General features: G+C 59.4%; 16 protein-coding genes and 1 pseudogene. 11 read left to right on the top strand and 6 right to left on the bottom strand.

Annotated features, from left to right (window positions below):
• Positions 1–92 precede the first annotated feature (92 nt).
• The 5 genes from BFC21_RS07110 to BFC21_RS07130 form a co-directional block, all read right to left on the bottom strand.
• Positions 93–758 carry an acetyltransferase gene (locus tag BFC21_RS07110; RefSeq protein ID WP_120265853.1) on the bottom strand — a complete coding sequence of 222 codons (666 nt, stop codon included), beginning with the start codon at positions 756–758 and terminating at the stop codon, positions 93–95.
• A 158-nt stretch (positions 759–916) separates the two neighbouring features.
• Positions 917–2,383, bottom strand: a complete 1,467-nt coding sequence (locus BFC21_RS07115; protein WP_120265854.1) for an efflux transporter outer membrane subunit — start codon at positions 2,381–2,383, stop codon at positions 917–919.
• Entirely contained in the window at positions 2,380–3,444 is a 1,065-nt protein-coding gene (locus BFC21_RS07120; RefSeq protein ID WP_120265855.1) for an HlyD family secretion protein, read from the bottom strand. The genes BFC21_RS07115 and BFC21_RS07120 overlap by 4 nt, the downstream gene beginning before the upstream one ends.
• Positions 3,441–4,979 carry an MFS transporter gene (locus BFC21_RS07125; RefSeq protein WP_120265856.1) on the bottom strand — a complete coding sequence of 513 codons (1,539 nt, stop codon included), beginning with the start codon at positions 4,977–4,979 and terminating at the stop codon, positions 3,441–3,443. Before BFC21_RS07125 ends, BFC21_RS07120 begins: the two co-directional genes overlap by 4 nt.
• Before the next feature lie 267 nt (positions 4,980–5,246).
• Positions 5,247–6,155: a LysR family transcriptional regulator gene (locus tag BFC21_RS07130; RefSeq protein WP_088377569.1), complete on the bottom strand. Its 909-nt coding sequence runs from the start codon at positions 6,153–6,155 to the stop codon at positions 5,247–5,249.
• 315 nt (positions 6,156–6,470) lie between these two features.
• Between BFC21_RS07130 and BFC21_RS07135 the strand changes: the two genes are divergently transcribed.
• The 11 genes and pseudogenes from BFC21_RS07135 to kch all read left to right on the top strand — a co-directional run bounded on the left by BFC21_RS07135 (position 6,471) and on the right by kch (position 17,352).
• Positions 6,471–7,571: an FUSC family protein gene (locus BFC21_RS07135; RefSeq protein WP_095003645.1), complete on the top strand. Its 1,101-nt coding sequence runs from the start codon at positions 6,471–6,473 to the stop codon at positions 7,569–7,571.
• A 432-nt stretch (positions 7,572–8,003) separates the two neighbouring features.
• A complete protein-coding gene (locus BFC21_RS07140; RefSeq protein ID WP_016781195.1) occupies positions 8,004–8,306 on the top strand; it encodes an urease subunit gamma in 303 nt (100 codons plus the stop codon).
• Between the two features lie 159 nt (positions 8,307–8,465).
• A pseudogene (gene ureB / locus BFC21_RS27765) lies at positions 8,466–8,762 on the top strand (urease subunit beta); the annotation flags it as partial.
• 202 nt (positions 8,763–8,964) lie between these two features.
• Entirely contained in the window at positions 8,965–10,683 is a 1,719-nt protein-coding gene (locus BFC21_RS07150; RefSeq protein WP_086797428.1) for an urease subunit alpha, read from the top strand.
• Between the two features lie 81 nt (positions 10,684–10,764).
• A complete protein-coding gene (ureE, locus tag BFC21_RS07155; RefSeq protein WP_016781199.1) occupies positions 10,765–11,436 on the top strand; it encodes an urease accessory protein UreE in 672 nt (223 codons plus the stop codon).
• Positions 11,437–11,457: 21 nt separating this feature from the next.
• Positions 11,458–12,144: an urease accessory protein UreF gene (locus tag BFC21_RS07160; protein WP_088377571.1), complete on the top strand. Its 687-nt coding sequence runs from the start codon at positions 11,458–11,460 to the stop codon at positions 12,142–12,144.
• A 65-nt stretch (positions 12,145–12,209) separates the two neighbouring features.
• The gene (gene ureG, locus BFC21_RS07165; protein ID WP_016781201.1) at positions 12,210–12,857 is read left to right on the top strand and encodes an urease accessory protein UreG; all 648 of its coding nucleotides are present in this window, start codon (positions 12,210–12,212) and stop codon (positions 12,855–12,857) included.
• Positions 12,854–13,816, top strand: coding sequence for an urease accessory protein UreD (locus tag BFC21_RS07170; protein ID WP_095003644.1), 963 nt, complete (start codon positions 12,854–12,856; stop codon positions 13,814–13,816). Before ureG ends, BFC21_RS07170 begins: the two co-directional genes overlap by 4 nt.
• A gap of 203 nt (positions 13,817–14,019) precedes the next feature.
• On the top strand, positions 14,020–15,000 hold the full coding sequence (gene yut / locus BFC21_RS07175) for an urea transporter (protein WP_095003643.1): 981 nt from the start codon (positions 14,020–14,022) through the stop codon (positions 14,998–15,000).
• A gap of 27 nt (positions 15,001–15,027) precedes the next feature.
• Positions 15,028–16,086 carry a HoxN/HupN/NixA family nickel/cobalt transporter gene (locus BFC21_RS07180; RefSeq protein WP_088377574.1) on the top strand — a complete coding sequence of 353 codons (1,059 nt, stop codon included), beginning with the start codon at positions 15,028–15,030 and terminating at the stop codon, positions 16,084–16,086.
• A 90-nt stretch (positions 16,087–16,176) separates the two neighbouring features.
• The gene (gene kch / locus BFC21_RS07185) at positions 16,177–17,352 is read left to right on the top strand and encodes a voltage-gated potassium channel protein (protein WP_120265857.1); all 1,176 of its coding nucleotides are present in this window, start codon (positions 16,177–16,179) and stop codon (positions 17,350–17,352) included.
• A 62-nt stretch (positions 17,353–17,414) separates the two neighbouring features.
• On the opposite strand, the gene crcB is transcribed toward kch, so the two are convergent.
• Entirely contained in the window at positions 17,415–17,819 is a 405-nt protein-coding gene (gene crcB, locus BFC21_RS07190) for a fluoride efflux transporter CrcB (RefSeq protein WP_016781206.1), read from the bottom strand.
• Positions 17,820–17,821 lie beyond the last annotated feature (2 nt).

Below are 17,821 nucleotides of genomic sequence, written 5' to 3' on the forward strand. Positions count from 1 at the left end.
AATATTCAAGTCACTTGCTGACTGGGAGCAAGTGACTTTCATTGCGACTCTGATTCACCCGGCAGGCTCTCAGGCCAACATAAAAATGCCGATTAACTGCCCGGATTTTTGCTAAGTGGTTTTGCCGGGTTGCCAACTACCACGGCTCCAGCTGCCACGCTTTTGGTCACGACGGCCCCCATTCCCACAATGGCACCTTCGCCAATCACAATGGGTCTGTCCGGCGTGCCCTGCTTGATAATCGCGCCCGTGCCTATATAGGCGTGGTCTTCGATCGTTACATTGCCGTTACACTTGACGCCCGGGGCAAAGGTTACAAAATCACCGATTACACAATCATGTGCAACATAGGAGTAGATATTGGCGTGAAAGTAGCTGCCTATTTTCACATTGGACGTAATCGTTGTGAAAGGACACAAAATTGATCCTTCGCCAATTGTATTGCCGTCAAGGATCACGCTATTGCCCACCGAAGAGACCGTGAAAGGCCTTGCCCCAGAAGCCATCATGTCTTGTGCAATAACCTGTCGCACTTTGCTGTTGCCAATCGCAATGTTGAAATATTTGTTTGTTCCCGCAATGGCTTTGAATTCCGACAAGGAGATGACCTCTACGCCATTAACTTCCTTGTCTTGAACGCCATCATCCACGAACACCAGCCGGTATGCACTTTCGCTCATCTTGCCAATTTGTTCTCTTGCAACGGGCAGCACTTCCCGGCCGAAGCCGCCAGCACCGATGATTGCGTAAATATCCATACCTTCCCCTTTTATTCAGCTGCCAATCGCCAAGAGTGCCCCCTGCTTGAGTTCCCGGGCGTCAAGGGAGGCATCGTGTTTCATGTACTTTTGAAACGCAAGTTTTGGGCGTTCATTCACGCCTGTACAAGAGCAGTGATCCTGCCGCCATGCATCACTCACTTTACTTGGGTCGTGTCGTCGGGGTTCAGGGGCAACGCCTGCCACCCACCCCCTAATGCTGCGAACACATCCACCAGCGACAACGAGACCTGTGCCGTGCTGTCCACCAGCGCCGCTTCGTTGGCCAGCAACGCGTTTTGCACCGTCAGCACGTTGAGAAAGTCCACCGCCCCCTGGGCATATTGCTGATGCACGCTGTCCAGTGCCCGTTGGCTGTGCGCCACCGCCTGTTGCAGGCTGTCGCGCCGACGTTGGCTGGCCTGATACGCCACCAGTGCATCGTCCACCTCATGCCAGGCGCGCAATACGGTTTGCTGATAGGCGATGCCCGCCTCCTGCTGACGCCCTTCCTGCAACTGCAAGCCCCCCTGCAAACGCCCGCCCTCGAACACCGGCACGCTCAAGCCCGGGCCGAAGGCAAAATTACGCGAGCCCCAACTGCCCAGATCCGACAGTTGCATCGCCTGAAACCCAAGGCTGCCCGACAGGGTGATCCGCGGATAGAAATCCGCCTCGGCCATGCCGATCGCCGCAGTGGCTGCATGCAGCCGGGCCTCGGCACGACGAATGTCTGGGCGCCGTTGCGCCAGTTCGCTGGGCAGGCCGACCGGTACATCCGCGCCGTAGGCCGGCACGTCGGCCGCTGCGCTCAATTGCGCCTGCAAGGCCCGTGGCTCGCGGGCCAGCAGCAAGCTCAGGGCATTGATCAACTGTGCGCTGCGTTGCTGCAAGGGTGCCTGTCGCGCTTCGATCTCGGCCACTTGGGCCGCAGCTTCAGATACCTGTAAATCCGTGGCCACACCCTCCCGCAGCTGCAACCGGGTCAGTTCCAGGCTGCGCCGGGCGATCTGCAGGTTTTGCTCGACCACCGCCAGTGCCTGCTGAGTGCCGCGCAACTGAATATAGTGCTGCGCGGTCTGCACGATCACCAACAGTTGCACCGCGTTGCGGTCCTGTGCGGCCACCTGCACGGAGGCATCCGCCGCTTCCACCGAACGCTTGACGCGACCCCACAGGTCAGCCTCCCAACTGAACCCCAGGCCGCCGTTCCACAGGTTGAAGGCCTGCCTGCCACTGTTCCCGGAAGGGTCACTTAAACCCTTCTGGCTGTTGCGGCTACGACTGTAGGCTGCCGTTGCATCCACCTCGGGCAAGGTGTCGGCATTGATCTGACGTCGGATCGCCAGGCTTTGTTGCAGGCGGCTGGCCGCCCGTTGCACATCAAAGTTGCGCTGTTGCGCCTCGCGCACCAGGGCAGACAATTGCCGGTCGCCGAAACGGTCCCACCAATGCAGGTCCACTGCTGTATCTACTGCGCGATTGTGCCCCGGCTCAGTGGGCACCGATGCCCAGCCCGCAGGCAACTCGGGCACGGGCGCCTTGAAGTCCGGGCCGACCACGCAACCACTCAGGCTCAGTACGCTGTAACAGGCCACAGCCCAGGCCACTGCATGTTTTTTCATCGTGTGCTGACCTGCTGATCGTGCGCCATTGCTGTGTCGATGGCGGCATCCACCGACATCCCCAGGCGCAATTGGCTGGCCAGTAGCTGCCCGTGATCCAGCGTGACTTTCACCGCAATGCGCTGGGCCACTTTGGTGAAGTTACCGGTAGCGTTATCCGGGGCAATGGCCGAGAACGTTACCCCCGTGGCCGGGGCGATGCTGTCGACGGTGCCTTGCAGGGTCTGCCCGGGAAAGCTGTCGACCCTGATCGTCACGCGCTGCCCGGCCTGCATATGGGTCAGCTGGTGTTCGAGAAAATTGGCCACGACATAAGCGTCGGCCAGTGGCACCACGGCCATTACGGTGTCGCCGGGTTTGACATACGCCCCCAGGCGTACACTGCGCCGTCCCACCACACCGTCAAACGGCGCCAGCAGTTGCGTATGCGACAAGTCCAGCTCGGCCCGTGCCAGCAAGGCCTCGGCATACTCCACCGATGCTTGCGCGGCCGTGGCCTGGGCGGCCAATACGCGGGTTTGCTGGCGGGCGGCTTCCAGGGCGGCCTTGTGCTGGGCCAGTTCGGCCCGCGCCGTCAGCGAACGGTTTTTCGCCTGCTGGGAGTTCTGCAGCGTACCTGCACCCTGCCCCGCCAGGTGCTCATAGCGCTGCAGTTCATGGCTGGCAAATTCCACCTGGGCCACATCCGCATCCACCGTGGCCTTGGCCTGTTCGATCAGCGAGCGTTGGCGTTCCAGCATCGCCAGGGCATTGGCCCGTTGCGCCTGCGCCGTCGCTACACTGGCTTGCGCGGCCTGCACCGCGGCCTGGTAGTCCTGCGGGTCGATCCGGGCCAGCAACTGCCCGGCCTTGACCGGCTGGTTATCCTGCACCAGCACCTCGTCGATAAACCCCGCCACTTTGGGCGCAATCAGGGTGAAATCGGCGCTGACAAAAGCATCGTTGGTGTTCTGCACGGTGCCCGTGACAAAGACCAGCCGCCACAGCGCGTACAGCACAATAACTGCCAGCGCGACGGCAGCGGCCAGGACCCAGGGCTTGCGCCCGCTTGTTGTACTCATTTCACAACTCCAACAGGTGTGCCCGGCGCGTAGATCCGCGTGGGGCCAAAAGGGATTAACACAATCAGGAACATCGCCAGGGCGGCCATGTACAGATAAAGATCGGCAGACGTCAGTACCACCGCTTGCTGATGAACCCGGCGCGCCAGGTCTGTGCCGGTGCTGACCAGTGGCGAGTTACCCAGGCGATCGAGCAGCATGGTTGAGTGAAAATGCTCGCGATTGAGCGTCAGCACCCCCAGAACGCTGCTCGCTGCCACCGCCGAGAAGCCCTTGACGGTATTGAACCAGGCCGAGGCAAACGGCCCGTCCGCCGGGTTCAGGCCGCCAGTGGCGAGCATCAGCAGCGGGATCACCGCCATCGGCTGGGCGATGATCTGAATCGCCTGCAAGGCGTAGAAATTTTCCCGGTTCCAGACTGCGGTTATTTGCGAACCGATCACGCAGGCCAGCGCCAGCAGCCCCAGCCCGATGGCCAGCACCCAGCGGCAATCGACCCAGCGCAGGTTGCACAAGGCAACCACCAGCGGCAGCGCAATCAATTGCGGCAAGGCCACCATCAGCATCACCGGCGCGGTTTCCAGGGGCCGATAGCCCTGTACCTGAGCCAGATAGCTGGAAGGAATCTTGATCACCGCCAACAGCACAAACAGCACCCCGCCCAGCGTCAGCAAAGCGTGGCTCAGGTTGCGAATTTTCAGTAATTGCAACTTGAAAAACGGCAGCGGGTGCGACCATTCATTGATAAAGAACAGCACCATCAGGGCGCTGCCCGCGACGATGAAAAAACGGATCATCGGCGACTCAAACCAGTTCAGGCGTTGCCCCAGTTCCAGCGCCAGCACCAGCATGATCAGCCCCGGCAAGCCCAGCAGCAGACCGCGCCAGTCGAACTGCTTGAAACGTTCAAGGCGCAGCGGATCCTGCGGCAGGCCCCAGGCCACGCACGCCATCGACAACAGGCCCAGGGGGATAATCTGCCAGAACGCCCATTGCCACCCCGCGTACTCCACCCACCAGGCCGACAACGGCGTTCCAAAACTGGGCCCGAATGTGGCCGTCAGAGCGTAACTGCCCAACCCGTACAGGCGAATGCCCGGCGGCAGAAAGCGCAGCGCCACCGACATCAGCATCGGTGGCAAGGCCCCACCGGCAAAGCCCTGCAAGGTACGCAGCAGCATCAGCGCATCGACATTGGGGGCCAATGGGCAAAGGATGCCCAGCAGCAAAAAGGCGCCGATGGCACACAGGGTAAAACGACGCAAAGAAAAGGTGGCCGCACACCACGGCGCAAAGGCCATCGCACTGATGGACGTGGCCGAATACACCGCCAGCAACCAGGTGCTTTCGTCATAACCGATACCCATAGCCCCACGGATATCAGGCATGGCCACCTTGGTCACATTTTCGTTGAAACCCGACACCAGCACGGCCAGTAAAACGCCCAGCAGACCGGTAAAAATCCGCAGGCCAAAAGCCGCGCTCCCGGCCGTGGCCGGAGCGGGTGCCACGGCACCCGCTGCCAGCGCCGTCACAGCGCAACTCCAGGCGCCAGACTGCGCCCGTGATCAAACCGCCAATACATGGCTGACTCCGTCGTCTTGATAGATGACAGAAAGTTTAATCAGCCGGTATAGCTATAAAAATTGATAAATAACTAACTGTGGAGTGCGCCAGACGCAATGGTCAGCTGAGCATTATGTTCTGTGGGAGTTGGCTTGCCTGTGATGCAGGCGCTGCGGTTTGCATGGATAACCGCGCAGATACCCTCGCGAGCAAGCCCGCTCCCACAGGGTTGAGGCCTATACCACGGCATTCTCGCAGAAGGTCTTGAGGGTGCGACGCAGCCAGCGGTGGGCATGATCGTTGTCCAGCCGCGGATGCCAGGCCTGGACAATATCCACCGGTTGCAAGGTGATCGGGAGCTCGAACGGGCGCAGTTTGAGGCCAAGTGGCTCCAGGTTTTTGAGCAGCACCTGGGGCATCAGCGGCAGGATCAGGTCCTCCCCGGCCAGGGCAAAAATCGCCGAGTAGAACGTCGGCGTGGTGAACGACACCCGCCGCTCCAGCCCCAGCTCGGCCAGCAGCGTGTCAATCGGCCCGCGGGCATGGCCCCTGCGGGACACGCTGATATGGTCAAAACCGGCAAAGCGGCGGGCCGTAATGGGCCCGTCGAAAATCGGATGCCCTTCCCTTGCCAACCCCACAAACGGACAGGTAAACAGCCTCTGTACCTTGATATCCGGGCTGAAGCGGTTAGTGGCGCAGATGGTCAGGTCAATGCGGCCTTCATTCAGCGCCTCGTCATCGGTAAAGCCCTCAGGCACCACCCGCAACGTGGCCTTGGGCATGTCCAGGGCCATTTGCTGGCGCAGTGCTGCGCCATACACGCCAAAAAATACGTCATTGGCGCGAATGCTGAATGTTCGCTCCAGCTCACGCAAATCACTGTTCTGGCTCTGGGTAAACACCCCGTGCGCCAGCTCGACCACCCCGCGCACTTGTTCGCGCAACTCCAGTGCTCGGGGCGTGGGCACCAGCCCACGCCCCGAACGCACCAGAACAGGGTCGTTCAAGACCTCGCGGATGCGGGTCAAGGTGCGGCTCATGGCCGGGGCGCTCAGGTTCATGCGCCGGGCCGCGCCCACCACCGAGCCTTCTTCGAGCAAGACATTCAAGGCAACCAGCAGATTCAAGTCAGGTATTTGCATGGGCCAAAGGGTATCGGCTAACGCTGCCCCTGCCTAGCCAGCCTGTAATGCACCATTGTTGCGCAGCAGGTAAAACAGTTTCGCACACCCTTAGCTAGCTAACTAAGAGTGGGATTGATACATTGCCGCTCGTCAGGTTTGCGCCTGACGCTCTCTTTGGTTGAGATTTTTGGCCATTACCGGATCCCCATGATGGTAATGGCCTTTTTTACGCCTGCCGCTTTCCTCCCCTCGTAATAGAGCCATCCCCAGTGGTGGACACGCCCGACCTGAACTACGCTGCCAGCCCAATCCACTACAGTGATTGGGGACTTTATGCAGCTGGGCAAAAAGATATCGAATCTGGAAAAACTGGTCTGCAAAAACTACCGCTGGATTCACGCTACCCGCATCAGCCTGGCGTTCCTGATTACCTTTGTCGTCATCCGGTTTTTCAAGCTCGACGGCGCCTCTTATGCCCTGATTACCATGCTCATCGTCATGGGCCCACAGCCCTACTGGGGCAACGTGTTTTCCCGCGCGCTGCAACGCACCGGCGGCACGGTGCTGGGCGCGCTGTCGGGCCTGGTGGCGCTGTACCTGGAGATGCACTCCTTTGCCCTGATGCTGGCATGGTGCGCGGTGATGATGTTTATTGCCGGCTACCTGACCCTGGGCAAACACCCCTATATGGCCCTGCTGATCGGCGCCACGCTGGCGGTGGTCAGTTGCGCACCGCCCAACGACATGGAATCGGCCCTTACCCGCAGCGGTTATGTGCTGGCGGGGTCGCTGCTGGCCATGCTTTACACCAGCATCTACCCGCAGCGGGCCTACACCGACCTGCGGATCAAATTCGGCGAAAGCCTGGGCAAGATCAACAGCCTGTACTCGCAGTATTTCTCGCCTCGGGTACCCGAACGTCCCAAGCTGGATGATCAGCTCAAGGACGAGCTGGACGCGGTGATCAAGCTGCGCAACTACATCACCCCCGCCAGCAACGAGAGCAACCTCAAGCCACAGGTATTCGAGTCCCTGCAAACCCTGCACCGCAACCTGCTGGCCACCATGAGCCTGATGATCGATGCCTATTGGTCTTCGCGCGAGAGCCACCTGCTGATCGAGAGCGAGCCCGCCCTCAACGGCCTGCACCACCTTATCCCGCAGGCCCTCGAATCGTTGCAGAACAAGCTGTGCGAAGGTATATCCAACAACCAGATCAGTGGCGAGCTACGGCAAAAAACCCACGACCTGCACGAACTGGTGCTCAAAAGCCTGGACGGCAAGATCACCGAAACACCCTTCTATGCCTATGTCTGGCTGAGCCTGGAAATGCTTCGGCAATTGACCGAACTCAACGACCAGTTGCATGCCGCGCTGTATCACTGCGGCCATCGGCATTTGTTTAAAAACGGCAAGTTACCCGACGAAAAATAACGAAGCGCACTCATTTAGACGAACAGCTTTAACTGTTTAGATGACATATCGCACTAAAGATGAAGTTTTTTCTGACCTAAACAACGTATCACCGGCCAAAAGCAACGCATTAAAACGTCACAAGAACACCGTAACCAACTGTTTTATAAGAATTTAATAAACAAACGCTGCCTTTCTTTCTGTGTCAACAGACTCTTTGTCGCGTTCCGGTCTCGCCTGGTCGCCCGGCGATTATGGTCTAGGCTCTGCCTCGCACCCGTATTAATGGATTTGAACGGTTGAGCTTATGAAACGACAACAGGCATTAAACACCCCCACTCAAACGTCACCCTGCCTTCGCACGTCCCCGTCGTGTGGAGTGTTTTGCATGCGCGCACGCCTGAGCGGCACTCCAGAACTTTAATTCTTACCGCACTGCAGATAGGAGGGCTTATGCAGCTCACCCCCAGAGAAGTCGAAAAGCTGATGGTTTACACCCTGTCGGACGTGGCATTCCGGCGCAAGGCACGCGGCTTGAAGCTGAACTACCCGGAGGCCGTGTCAATCATCACCGTCACCGCCCTGGAAGGTGCCCGCGACGGCAAATCGGTTGAAGACGTAATGACCGAGGCCAGCAAGGTACTGACCAAGGATGACGTGATGGAAGGCGTCAGCGACCTGATTCCCAACGTACAGGTTGAAGCGATTTTCACCGACGGCAGCCGTCTGGTCACGGTCCACGACCCGATCAAGTAAGCACCTGCCCTGAACCCGGTTAACGCAAGACCGCCACGTTTCGAGGAGTCAGTCATGAGCACCAAAGAGACCAACAGCCCGCACCAGGATACCCATCCGAACCACAGCATTCCCCACGCCAAAAACCCCGGCGGTGTCAGCAAGGGCAATGAAGCCGATGTGCCACTGGGCGGTACCCTCTATGCCAGCACGCCCATCACCTTCAACGAAGACCGCCCCGTCACCAAAGTCAAAGTGCGCAACACCGGTGACCGGCCGATCCAGATCGGCTCGCACTTTCACTTTTTCGAAGTCAACCGTGCCCTTGAGTTCGACCGTGCTGCCGCTTTCGGCAAGCGCCTGAACATCTCGTCCACCACGGCTATCCGCTTCGAGCCGGGTGACGAGATTGAAGTGCCGTTGATCCCCTACGGTGGCAAGCAAACCCTCTACGGTTTCAACAACCTGGTTGACGGCTGGGTACCCGACAAACTGACCAGCAGCCATGAGCGCCCGGAAAAACTGCAAGCCATTCAGCGCGCGCGCGACCACGGTTTCAAGTTCTCCGAGCCGGGCAAGCCATCCAAGCCTGTCAACGACAAGTAACCCGCATTTTCATACTTTGCACACGCGCCGTTGAACCACTGACGCCCGCGCGGCATTAGAAAAGGAGCCACCGATGCCTACCATTTCACGCAAAGAATACGCAGGCCTGTTCGGCCCAACCACGGGCGACAAAATCCGCCTGGGTGACACCAACCTGTTTGTCGAAATTGAAAAGGACCTGCGCGGTTACGGCGAAGAATCCGTTTACGGCGGCGGTAAATCCCTGCGCGACGGCATGGGCGCCGACAACACCCTGACCCGCGACAACGGCGTACTGGATCTTGTGATCACCAACGTCACCATCATCGACGCCATCCAGGGCGTAATCAAAGCCGACGTGGGTATCCGTGACGGCAAGATCGTCGGTATCGGCAAAAGCGGCAACCCGGGCATCATGAGCGGCGTCACCCCGGGCCTGGTGGTGGGTGTGAGCACCGACGCCATCTCCGGTGAGCACCTGATCCTCACCGCCGCCGGGATCGACACCCATATCCACCTGATCTCGCCGCAGCAGGCCTACCACGGGCTGTCCAACGGCATCACCACCTTCTTCGGCGGCGGCATCGGCCCAACCGACGGCACCAACGGCACCACCGTGACCGCCGGCCCCTGGAACATCCGCCAGATGCTGCGCTCGCTGGAAGGGCTGCCGATCAACGTCGGCATGCTGGGCAAGGGCAACTCCTTTGGCCGCGACCCGCTGGCCGAACAGATCATCGCCGGTGTCGCCGGGCTCAAGGTTCACGAGGACTGGGGCGCAACCTCCAACGCACTGCGCCACGCGCTGCGTACCGCCGACGAGATGGACGTACAGGTGTCGGTACACACCGACAGCCTCAACGAATGCGGTTATGTCGAAGACACCATTGATGCCTTCGAGGGTCGAACCATTCACACCTTCCACACTGAAGGCGCCGGTGGCGGTCACGCTCCCGACATCATCAAGGTGGCCAGCCAGAGCAACGTGCTGCCGAGCTCGACCAACCCGACCCTGCCCTACGGCGTCAACAGCCAGGCCGAGCTGTTCGACATGATTATGGTCTGCCACAACCTCAACCCGAACGTGCCGGCCGACGTGTCGTTCGCCGAAAGCCGCGTACGCCCGGAAACCATCGCCGCCGAAAACGTGTTGCAGGACATGGGCGTGATTTCCATGTTCTCCAGTGACTCCCAGGCGATGGGCCGGGTCGGTGAGAACTGGCTGCGCGTGATGCAAACCGCCCATGCGATGAAAGTCTCCCGCGGCAAGCTGCCGGAAGACAGCGCCGACAACGACAACTTCCGCGTCCTGCGCTATGTGGCCAAGATCACTATCAACCCGGCCCTGGCCCAGGGCATCAGCCATGTACTGGGCTCGGTGGAAGTCGGCAAGATGGCTGACCTGGTGCTGTGGGACCCGCGTTTCTTCGGGGCCAAGCCGAAGATGGTAATCAAGGGCGGCATGATCAACTGGGCAGCAATGGGTGACCCTAACGCCTCCCTGCCCACCCCGCAGCCGGTGTTCTACCGCCCGATGTTCGGCGCGTTCGGCAAAAGCCTGCAAGACACTTGCGTGACCTTTGTGTCGCAGGCGGCACTGGAAGACGGCGTCAAGGAAAAGGCCGGGCTGGAGCGTCAGGTCATGGCGGTTCGCGGTTGCCGCACCGTGTCGAAAAAAGACCTGGTGCGCAACGACCAGACCCCGCATATCGATGTTGACCCGGAAACCTTCGCGGTAAAAGTCGACGGTGTGCACGCCACGTGCAAACCCATCGACGTGGCCACCATGAACCAGCGTTATTTCTTTGGCTAACGCCTGAACGGGCCGCTGCCGGGGTGCGTGCATCCCGGTGGCACCCCCCCCGGAACATGATTCAGGGAAGGAGCTTGCAACGTGATTTTGATTGAACACATTTTGGGCAATGCCAAGAAAGACCCGCACTGGCAACACAAACTCGAAGGCGCCAAGGTTGACCTGCTGGTACTCGACCAGCGTGAAGCGCAAAAAAGCCGCTGCCGGCGCACCAGCCTCGGCGGTCTCGACCTGGGCATCTCGCTGGAACGCAACGTGGTGCTGTCCGACGGCGATGTGCTGCTGTGGGACGAGGCCTCCAACACTGCCGTGGTCGTGCAACTGAACTTGCGCGACGTCATGGTCATCGACTTGCGCGAACTCAAGCAGCAACCCCTGGACGTGCTGATCAAGACCAGCTTCGAGCTGGGCCATGCCTTGGGCAACCAGCACTGGAAAGCCGTCACCAAGAACAACGAGGTCTACATCCCGCTCACCGTCGAAACCAAGATGATGGACTCGGTGATGCGCACCCACGGTTTTCAACACCTGCCGTATGCCTTTGTTGGCGGCGCCGAAATCCTGCCGCTGCTGACCACATCAGAGGCGCGCCTGCTGTTTGGCGGTGCAGAGGAAACCGACACCCATGTCCATGTGGCCAGCCCGCAGGACAAGCTGGACGCTGCAGCCCTGAAAATCCAGGGCGTGCACAGCCATGACGCACACAGTCACAGTCACGACAACGGCCATACGTTCCACAGCCATAAGCACTGAACCCGGCAAGAAGGCGCATAGATGAACGCATCAGATCTAATTCGCATCATGCAGTTTGGCGATTCCGTATTGCCGGTCGGTGCCTTTTCGTTCTCCAACGGCGTGGAATCGGCCATTCAGAAAGGCATCGTTCACGATGTCGCGACCCTCAAGGGTTTTGTGCTTACCGCCCTCAAGCAGGCGGCCAGCTGTGACGGCATGGGCGTGGTCGCTGCGCATCGGGCTGCTGTGGCTGAAGACCGCGACGGCATTTTGCGCGCCGACTGGGCGGTGAATAACCGCAAGCTCAACGAAGAAAGCCGCTTGATGGCCACGCGCATGGGCAAAAAACTCGCCGAGATGTCGATCCATGTCGTGGAAAAACCGCTGGTGCGCTGGTGGCTTGAGCAGATCAAGGCCGGCAACGCTGCAGGCACCTACCCCGTCACCCAGGCCGTGGTGATGTCGACCCAGGGCATCGGTGCCCGTGAGGTCGTGGTGATGCACCAGTACGGGGTCGCCATGACCATCCTCAGCGCGGCCATGCGCCTGATGCGGGTCACGCACCTGGACACCCAGCACATCCTTTTTGAACTCAACCACGACATTGAAGCCTTCTGCGATATCGCCGAAATCGGCGATATCGAGCAGATGTCCTCCTATGTCCCGATTGTCGATGTGCTCGCCGCCATACACGTCAAAGCGCATGTACGGCTATTTATGAACTGACACCCCGGGCTGCATCGGCGTGTGCCGACGCAGCTTCAGCTCCCCTATCTGGTAAGGAAATAACCGTGAAAAAGATTACTCGTATTGGTATTGGCGGCCCGGTCGGTTCAGGTAAAACCGCGATCATCGAAGTGATCACCCCGATCTTGATCAACCGTGGCTACAAGCCCTTGATCATCACCAACGATATCGTCACCACCGAAGATGCCAAGCAGGTCAAGCGCACCCTCAAGGGCATCCTCGACGAAGACAAGATCCTCGGCGTCGAGACCGGTGCCTGCCCGCACACGGCAGTGCGTGAAGACCCAAGCATGAACATCGCGGCGGTCGAGGAAATGGAAGAGAAGTTCCCCGACAGCGACCTGATCATGATCGAGAGCGGCGGCGACAACCTGACCCTGACCTTCAGCCCGGCCCTGGCCGACTTCTATATCTATGTAATCGACGTGGCCGAAGGCGAGAAAATCCCGCGCAAAAACGGCCCGGGCCTGGTGCAGGCCGATATCCTGATCATCAACAAGATCGATCTGGCCCCCTACGTCGGCGCCAGCCTGGACGTAATGGAAAGCGACACCAAAGTGGTGCGCGGCAACCGCCCGTATATCCTCACCAACTGCAAGACCGGCCAAGGCATTGAAGAACTGGTGGACATGATCGAGCACATGTTCCTGTTCGCCCAAAAACCGGCGGTCAAAAGCGGGGTCAGTGCATGACAGCCCAGAGCCAGATCGTGAACAACCCGTCACGGCTGCGCGCTCACTCACTCGGCATTGATGCGCCGGAGTTGGCGCAGTACCAGGACGAACCTGCGCAAATGCACAGCGGTGCCGTGGGCAAGAGCGGTTACTTGCGCCTGGGTTTTGAAAAGCGCGGCAACCGCAGCGTGCTGGCCGATATGGAGCGCCGCGTGCCGTCGCTGGTGCAGCGGGCCCTGTATTGGGACGAAGAGATGCCCGAGCTGCCGTGCGTGACCATGATTTCAACCTCAGGTTGCATACTGCAGGGCGACCGCCTGGCCACGGACGTCAACGTCGGGGTGGGTGCCTGCGGGCACGTCACCACCCAATCGGCGACCAAAGTGCATTCGATGAATGCCAACTACGCCTCGCAGATCCAGCACTTCACGGTGGAAGAAGGCGGCTACCTGGAATTTATGCCCGACCCGCTGATCCCCCATCGCAATGCGCGCTTTATCACCGACACGCAAATCCGCATCCACCCCACGGCCACGGCCATCTACTGTGAAATCCTGATGTCGGGGCGCAAGTACCACCATGTGGATGAGCGTTTCGGCTTTGACGTGTACTCCTCGCGGGTGCGCGCCGAGAACCTCGAAGGTCGCGAGCTGTTTGTCGAGAAGTACATCCTTGAGCCAAAACAGGAGAGCCTGGACGCCATCGGCGTGATGCAGACCTTCGATGTGTTCGGCAACGTGGTGTTGCTCACGCCCAAGGAGCATCACGACCGGATTGTCGAGCGCATCCCGGCGCTGTTTGACATGGAGGCCGGGCTGGCCAGCGGCGTGACCCGCCTGCCCAACGACTGCGGGCTGATCTTCAAGGTACTGGGCAACGACAGTGGCGAGGTCAAGGCGCAGATCCGCGAGTTCTGGAAGGTGGCCCGCGAAGAAATCCTGGGCGTGACCCTGCAGCCGGCGTTTTTGTGGAAGTAAAAAGATCGAGGCTTTTGTAGCAGCTGCCGTAGGAACGAGGCTGCGTTCGGGCGCGTAGCGGCCGCAAAACCTGAAATCGGAGACTAGCTGACACAGCGCAGGTGTCTGATTTTACGACTGCTTCGCAGCCGAACGCAGCCTCGTTCCTACGGCAGCTGCTACGCAAGCTGATCCTGGCCAAATGCTCAATCGGGAGAGTCAATATGGAAGCTGCATCCAAGTGGTCGAAAATCGCGGATGGCAATGTCGTCCTTGAATTTATCGACGTCACCCTGCGCGGTTGTGCTCAGGTCATGTTCCAGAACAACCCCCTCACCGGGCTGCTGTTCTTTGCCGCGATCTTTGTCGGCGCATTGGGTGAAGGCAACCCGGCCATGGCCTTCGGCAGTGTACTGGGCACCGCAGTGGCCACCTTTACCGGCATGCACCTCAAGGACCGCACCTCCTGGAAGGCCGGCCTCTACGGCTACAACGGCTGCCTGGTTGGTGCTGCCCTGCCAACCTTCCTCGCCGTCACGCCTATCCTGTGGCTGTGCATCATCCTCGGCAGCGTGGTGTCGGTGATCGTCACCATCTGCATCGCCGATATCCTCAAAACCTGGAAAGTCGCCGCCCTCACCGCCCCCTTCGTGCTGGTGACCTGGACCATGCTGCTGGCCAGCTACGCCTTTGGCGGCCTGACTTCCAGCGCCCTGCCCGTACCCAACCTGCCCCACGATCTGGTCGCGTACAACACTAGCCTGTTCGACGGCATCGACTTGTTCAAAAGCACCTTCTACGGAATCTCGGAAGTGTTTCTGATCAGCACCGTGCTCGGCAGCGTGCTGTTCCTCGCCGGGCTTGCGGTGTCGTCGTTGTGGGCCGCGGTGTTCGGCCTGCTGGGCTCACTGCTGGCAGTGCTGGTGGCCGTGGTCCTGCAAGCCGAACACACCAGCATCAACAACGGCCTGTATGCCTTCAGCGCCGTGCTGACCGCCATCGCCCTGGGTTCGACCTTCAACAAGCCCAGCTGGCGCGTGCTGATCTACACCCTGGTCGGGGTGATTTTCACTGTATTTGTACAAGGCGCCTTGAATACAGTACTGGCCCCGATTGGCATCCCGACACTGACCATGCCCTTTGTACTGGCGTCCTGGCTGTTCCTGGTGCCCAACAAAGACGTCATGCCGGCACACCGCCAATAATTTCGATAATTTTGCCGGAGTCTTTCCATGACCGCGATTGCCCACCCCCTGACAAATGCAGCGCCGTCAAATACCACGCGGCGCGCCATTTATCTGCTGACCGGCTTGATCGTGGCCAACCTGCTGGCCTGGGCCTGGGCCTTTGTCGAGTTCGGCAATAACCCGGTGCTGATGGGCACCGCCCTGCTGGCGTACGGCTTTGGCCTGCGCCACGCCGTGGACGCCGACCATATCGCCGCCATCGACAATGTCACCCGCAAGCTGATGCAACAGGGCAAGCGCCCGATCGCCGTGGGCACCTGGTTCTCCCTGGGGCACTCGACCATTGTGGTGCTCGCCTCGTTCGCGATTGCGGCCACGGCAATGGCCTTCAAGGACGACATGGAATGGTTCCACGAGACGGGTGGCCTAATCGGCACCCTGGTGTCCTCGGTATTCCTGCTGCTGTTCGGTGTGCTCAACCTGGTGATCCTGATTTCGGTATACAGGAAGTTCAAACAGGTCAAGGCCGGTCACTCCTTGCCACCCGAGGAACTGGACCTGATTTCTACCAACCCGGGCGGCCTGATGGCGCGCGTCTTTGGCCGGGTGTTCAACCTGGTCAATAAAAGCTGGCACATGTACCCGGTGGGTTTTCTGTTCGGCCTGGGCTTTGACACCGCCACCGAAATCGGCCTGCTGGGCATCAGCGCCACCAGCGCCTCCCACGGCATCAGCCTGTGGTCGATCATGGTGTTCCCGGTGCTGTTCGCCGTGGGCATGGCCCTGATCGACTCACTGGACAACTTCGTGATGATCGGCGCCTACGGCTGGGCATTCTCCAAACCGGTGCGCAAGCTCTACTACAACATCACCATTACCGCCGCCTCGGTGGTGGTTGCCCTGTTTATCGGCGGCGTCGAAGCGCTGGGGCTGATTGCCGACAAACTGCAACTCACGGGCGGCATCTGGACGCCGATCAATGCCATCAGTGAAAACTTCGGCGAAATTGGCTACTGGATTATCGGCATGTTTGTACTGTGCTGGCTGATTTCAGCCCTTAACTACTACATCCGCGGTTATGACCAACTGCCAGCCAATGCCTGAGGCAAGGCTCAAGCACGCGGGCTGCAGGTGGCAGCCCGAAAAACCTGACCTACACTCCCCTCACCCTTTAACTGACGCGTCGTAGGTGCCATGACTTTATTACAGGACGTAAAAAATCGGATCTCCTTTGCCTATGGGGTCGCCTTGCTGGTGGCAATCAACGGCTTTCTCTTGTTTTTGCCGGTGCTGGAGCGTGGCGTTGCCCATGCCAACGCGAAGTCCGCCTCATTTGATACCTGGAAGGAGGCATTAAGCTTTTTAGCCTTGCTGGAAATCCCCGGTTTTGTCGTGGGGCTTGTGCTGTTGCTGATGTCACTGGGGTTGCTGATCAAGTCGCGTATCAGCTGGTTTTTTTCCCTGCTGCTGCTGGTGGCCACCGTCTGCGTAGATTTTTTCATTTTGAAAAAACCTGATGGCGTGACCTTCTTCTCGGTGTTCACTATTGCCGTACTGGGCTTCTACTGGCGCCGCTTTGATCAATACAGCCTGGCCTCGGGCAGCTTCTTTGCAGTGGTCAGCATCGCCTCGCTGATTGTCTACAGCACCCTGGGCACGCTGTACATCGGTGACGGCTTTGCACCACCCGTGACGGACCTGCCCTCGGCGTTCTACTTCGCCATTGTGGTGATGTCGACCGTAGGCTTTGGCGACATCGTCCCGCATACCACCGATGCACGTTTTTTCACCCTGACGGTGATCATACTGGGCATCACCATCTTCGCGATTTCGGTGGCGTCCATTGCCGGCCCGCTGATCAGCAACAACATCCAACGCATTGTTAAAGGCAGGATTACCCATATGGCGCGTAAAAATCACTACATCCTCGTTGGCGTTGGCTCCCTGGCACAAAACGTCTACAAAGGCCTGACCGATCGCGGCGAGCATGTCACCGTGGTGTGCGCTGCCGGCAGCCAGCACGACCTGCCGGAAAAGGCCGATATCATTGAAGGTGACCCGTCGGCGGCGTCGACCCTGAAACTGGCCGGTGCTGAAGACGCTAAATACATCGTCACCCTGTGCGACAGCGATGCCGAAAACGTGTTCACCATCCTTGCGGCCAAGGAAGTGGCCGGCGACGACACCCAGATCATCGCACTGGTCAACGAAACGCGGAACATGCCCAAGGTTAAACGGGTCAACCCGACGATGGTATTGTCGTTGCCGCTGCTGGGCAGTGAACTGCTGGTGCGCACCCTGCAGGGCGATCAAATCAATAACGACCTGATCACCGAGATGTTCTTCGGCAAGCGCACGTCGCTGGCCTGAACCTTTATGCAGGCAACAAAAAAGCCCTCTGACGAGGGCTTTTTCATGGCTGTTGCAATGGTCTATTGCGGCGTATCGGATGCGGGTAGCGGAGTCACTTTGGCCCCGGCCGCCAGGCCCAGCTCAACAGCGGCAAAGCCGATCACCAGGCTGATCACCAGATAGCAGATGGAGACAAAAACACTGCCAGGGTCTTGCATCATCTCGACGGCGCCAAAGACGAAACTGGAGAACGTGGACAGCCCGCCCATGATCCCGGTGCCGACCATTACATGGACGTACTGATTGATCCGGTTGCTCTTGAACAGCGACGTGGCCACGCCCAGCAGAAACGCGGCGACGATATTGGCGACGAAGATATCCATCGGAAAACCGTCGGCCAGGCGCGGCACCGACAGCATGACAAACTCGCGACACATGGCGCCGAACGCGCCGCCAACGAAAATCAGAATAATCATGTTCAACATGA

Origin of the sequence: Pseudomonas sp. TMW 2.1634 (assembly GCF_001703595.1) — a bacterium.
Taxonomy (GTDB): Bacteria; Pseudomonadota; Gammaproteobacteria; order Pseudomonadales; family Pseudomonadaceae; genus Aquipseudomonas; species Aquipseudomonas fragi.

Bases quoted from the DNA above. Each gene is read 5' to 3' on its own strand.
- BFC21_RS07130 (WP_088377569.1), bottom strand. From the start codon at position 6,155: ATGCAAATACCTGACTTGAATCTGCTGGTTGCCTTGAATGTCTTGCTC.
- BFC21_RS07180 (WP_088377574.1), top strand. From the start codon at position 15,028: ATGACCGCGATTGCCCACCCCCTGACAAATGCAGCGCCGTCAAATACC.
- BFC21_RS07160 (WP_088377571.1), top strand. From the start codon at position 11,458: ATGAACGCATCAGATCTAATTCGCATCATGCAGTTTGGCGATTCCGTA.
- BFC21_RS07135 (WP_095003645.1), top strand. From the start codon at position 6,471: ATGCAGCTGGGCAAAAAGATATCGAATCTGGAAAAACTGGTCTGCAAA.
- BFC21_RS07110 (WP_120265853.1), bottom strand. From the start codon at position 758: ATGGATATTTACGCAATCATCGGTGCTGGCGGCTTCGGCCGGGAAGTG.
- kch (WP_120265857.1), top strand. From the start codon at position 16,177: ATGACTTTATTACAGGACGTAAAAAATCGGATCTCCTTTGCCTATGGG.
- yut (WP_095003643.1), top strand. From the start codon at position 14,020: ATGGAAGCTGCATCCAAGTGGTCGAAAATCGCGGATGGCAATGTCGTC.
- BFC21_RS07140 (WP_016781195.1), top strand. From the start codon at position 8,004: ATGCAGCTCACCCCCAGAGAAGTCGAAAAGCTGATGGTTTACACCCTG.
- BFC21_RS07150 (WP_086797428.1), top strand. From the start codon at position 8,965: ATGCCTACCATTTCACGCAAAGAATACGCAGGCCTGTTCGGCCCAACC.
- BFC21_RS07170 (WP_095003644.1), top strand. From the start codon at position 12,854: ATGACAGCCCAGAGCCAGATCGTGAACAACCCGTCACGGCTGCGCGCT.
- BFC21_RS07120 (WP_120265855.1), bottom strand. From the start codon at position 3,444: ATGAGTACAACAAGCGGGCGCAAGCCCTGGGTCCTGGCCGCTGCCGTC.
- BFC21_RS07115 (WP_120265854.1), bottom strand. From the start codon at position 2,383: ATGAAAAAACATGCAGTGGCCTGGGCTGTGGCCTGTTACAGCGTACTG.
- crcB (WP_016781206.1), bottom strand. From the start codon at position 17,819: ATGTTGAACATGATTATTCTGATTTTCGTTGGCGGCGCGTTCGGCGCC.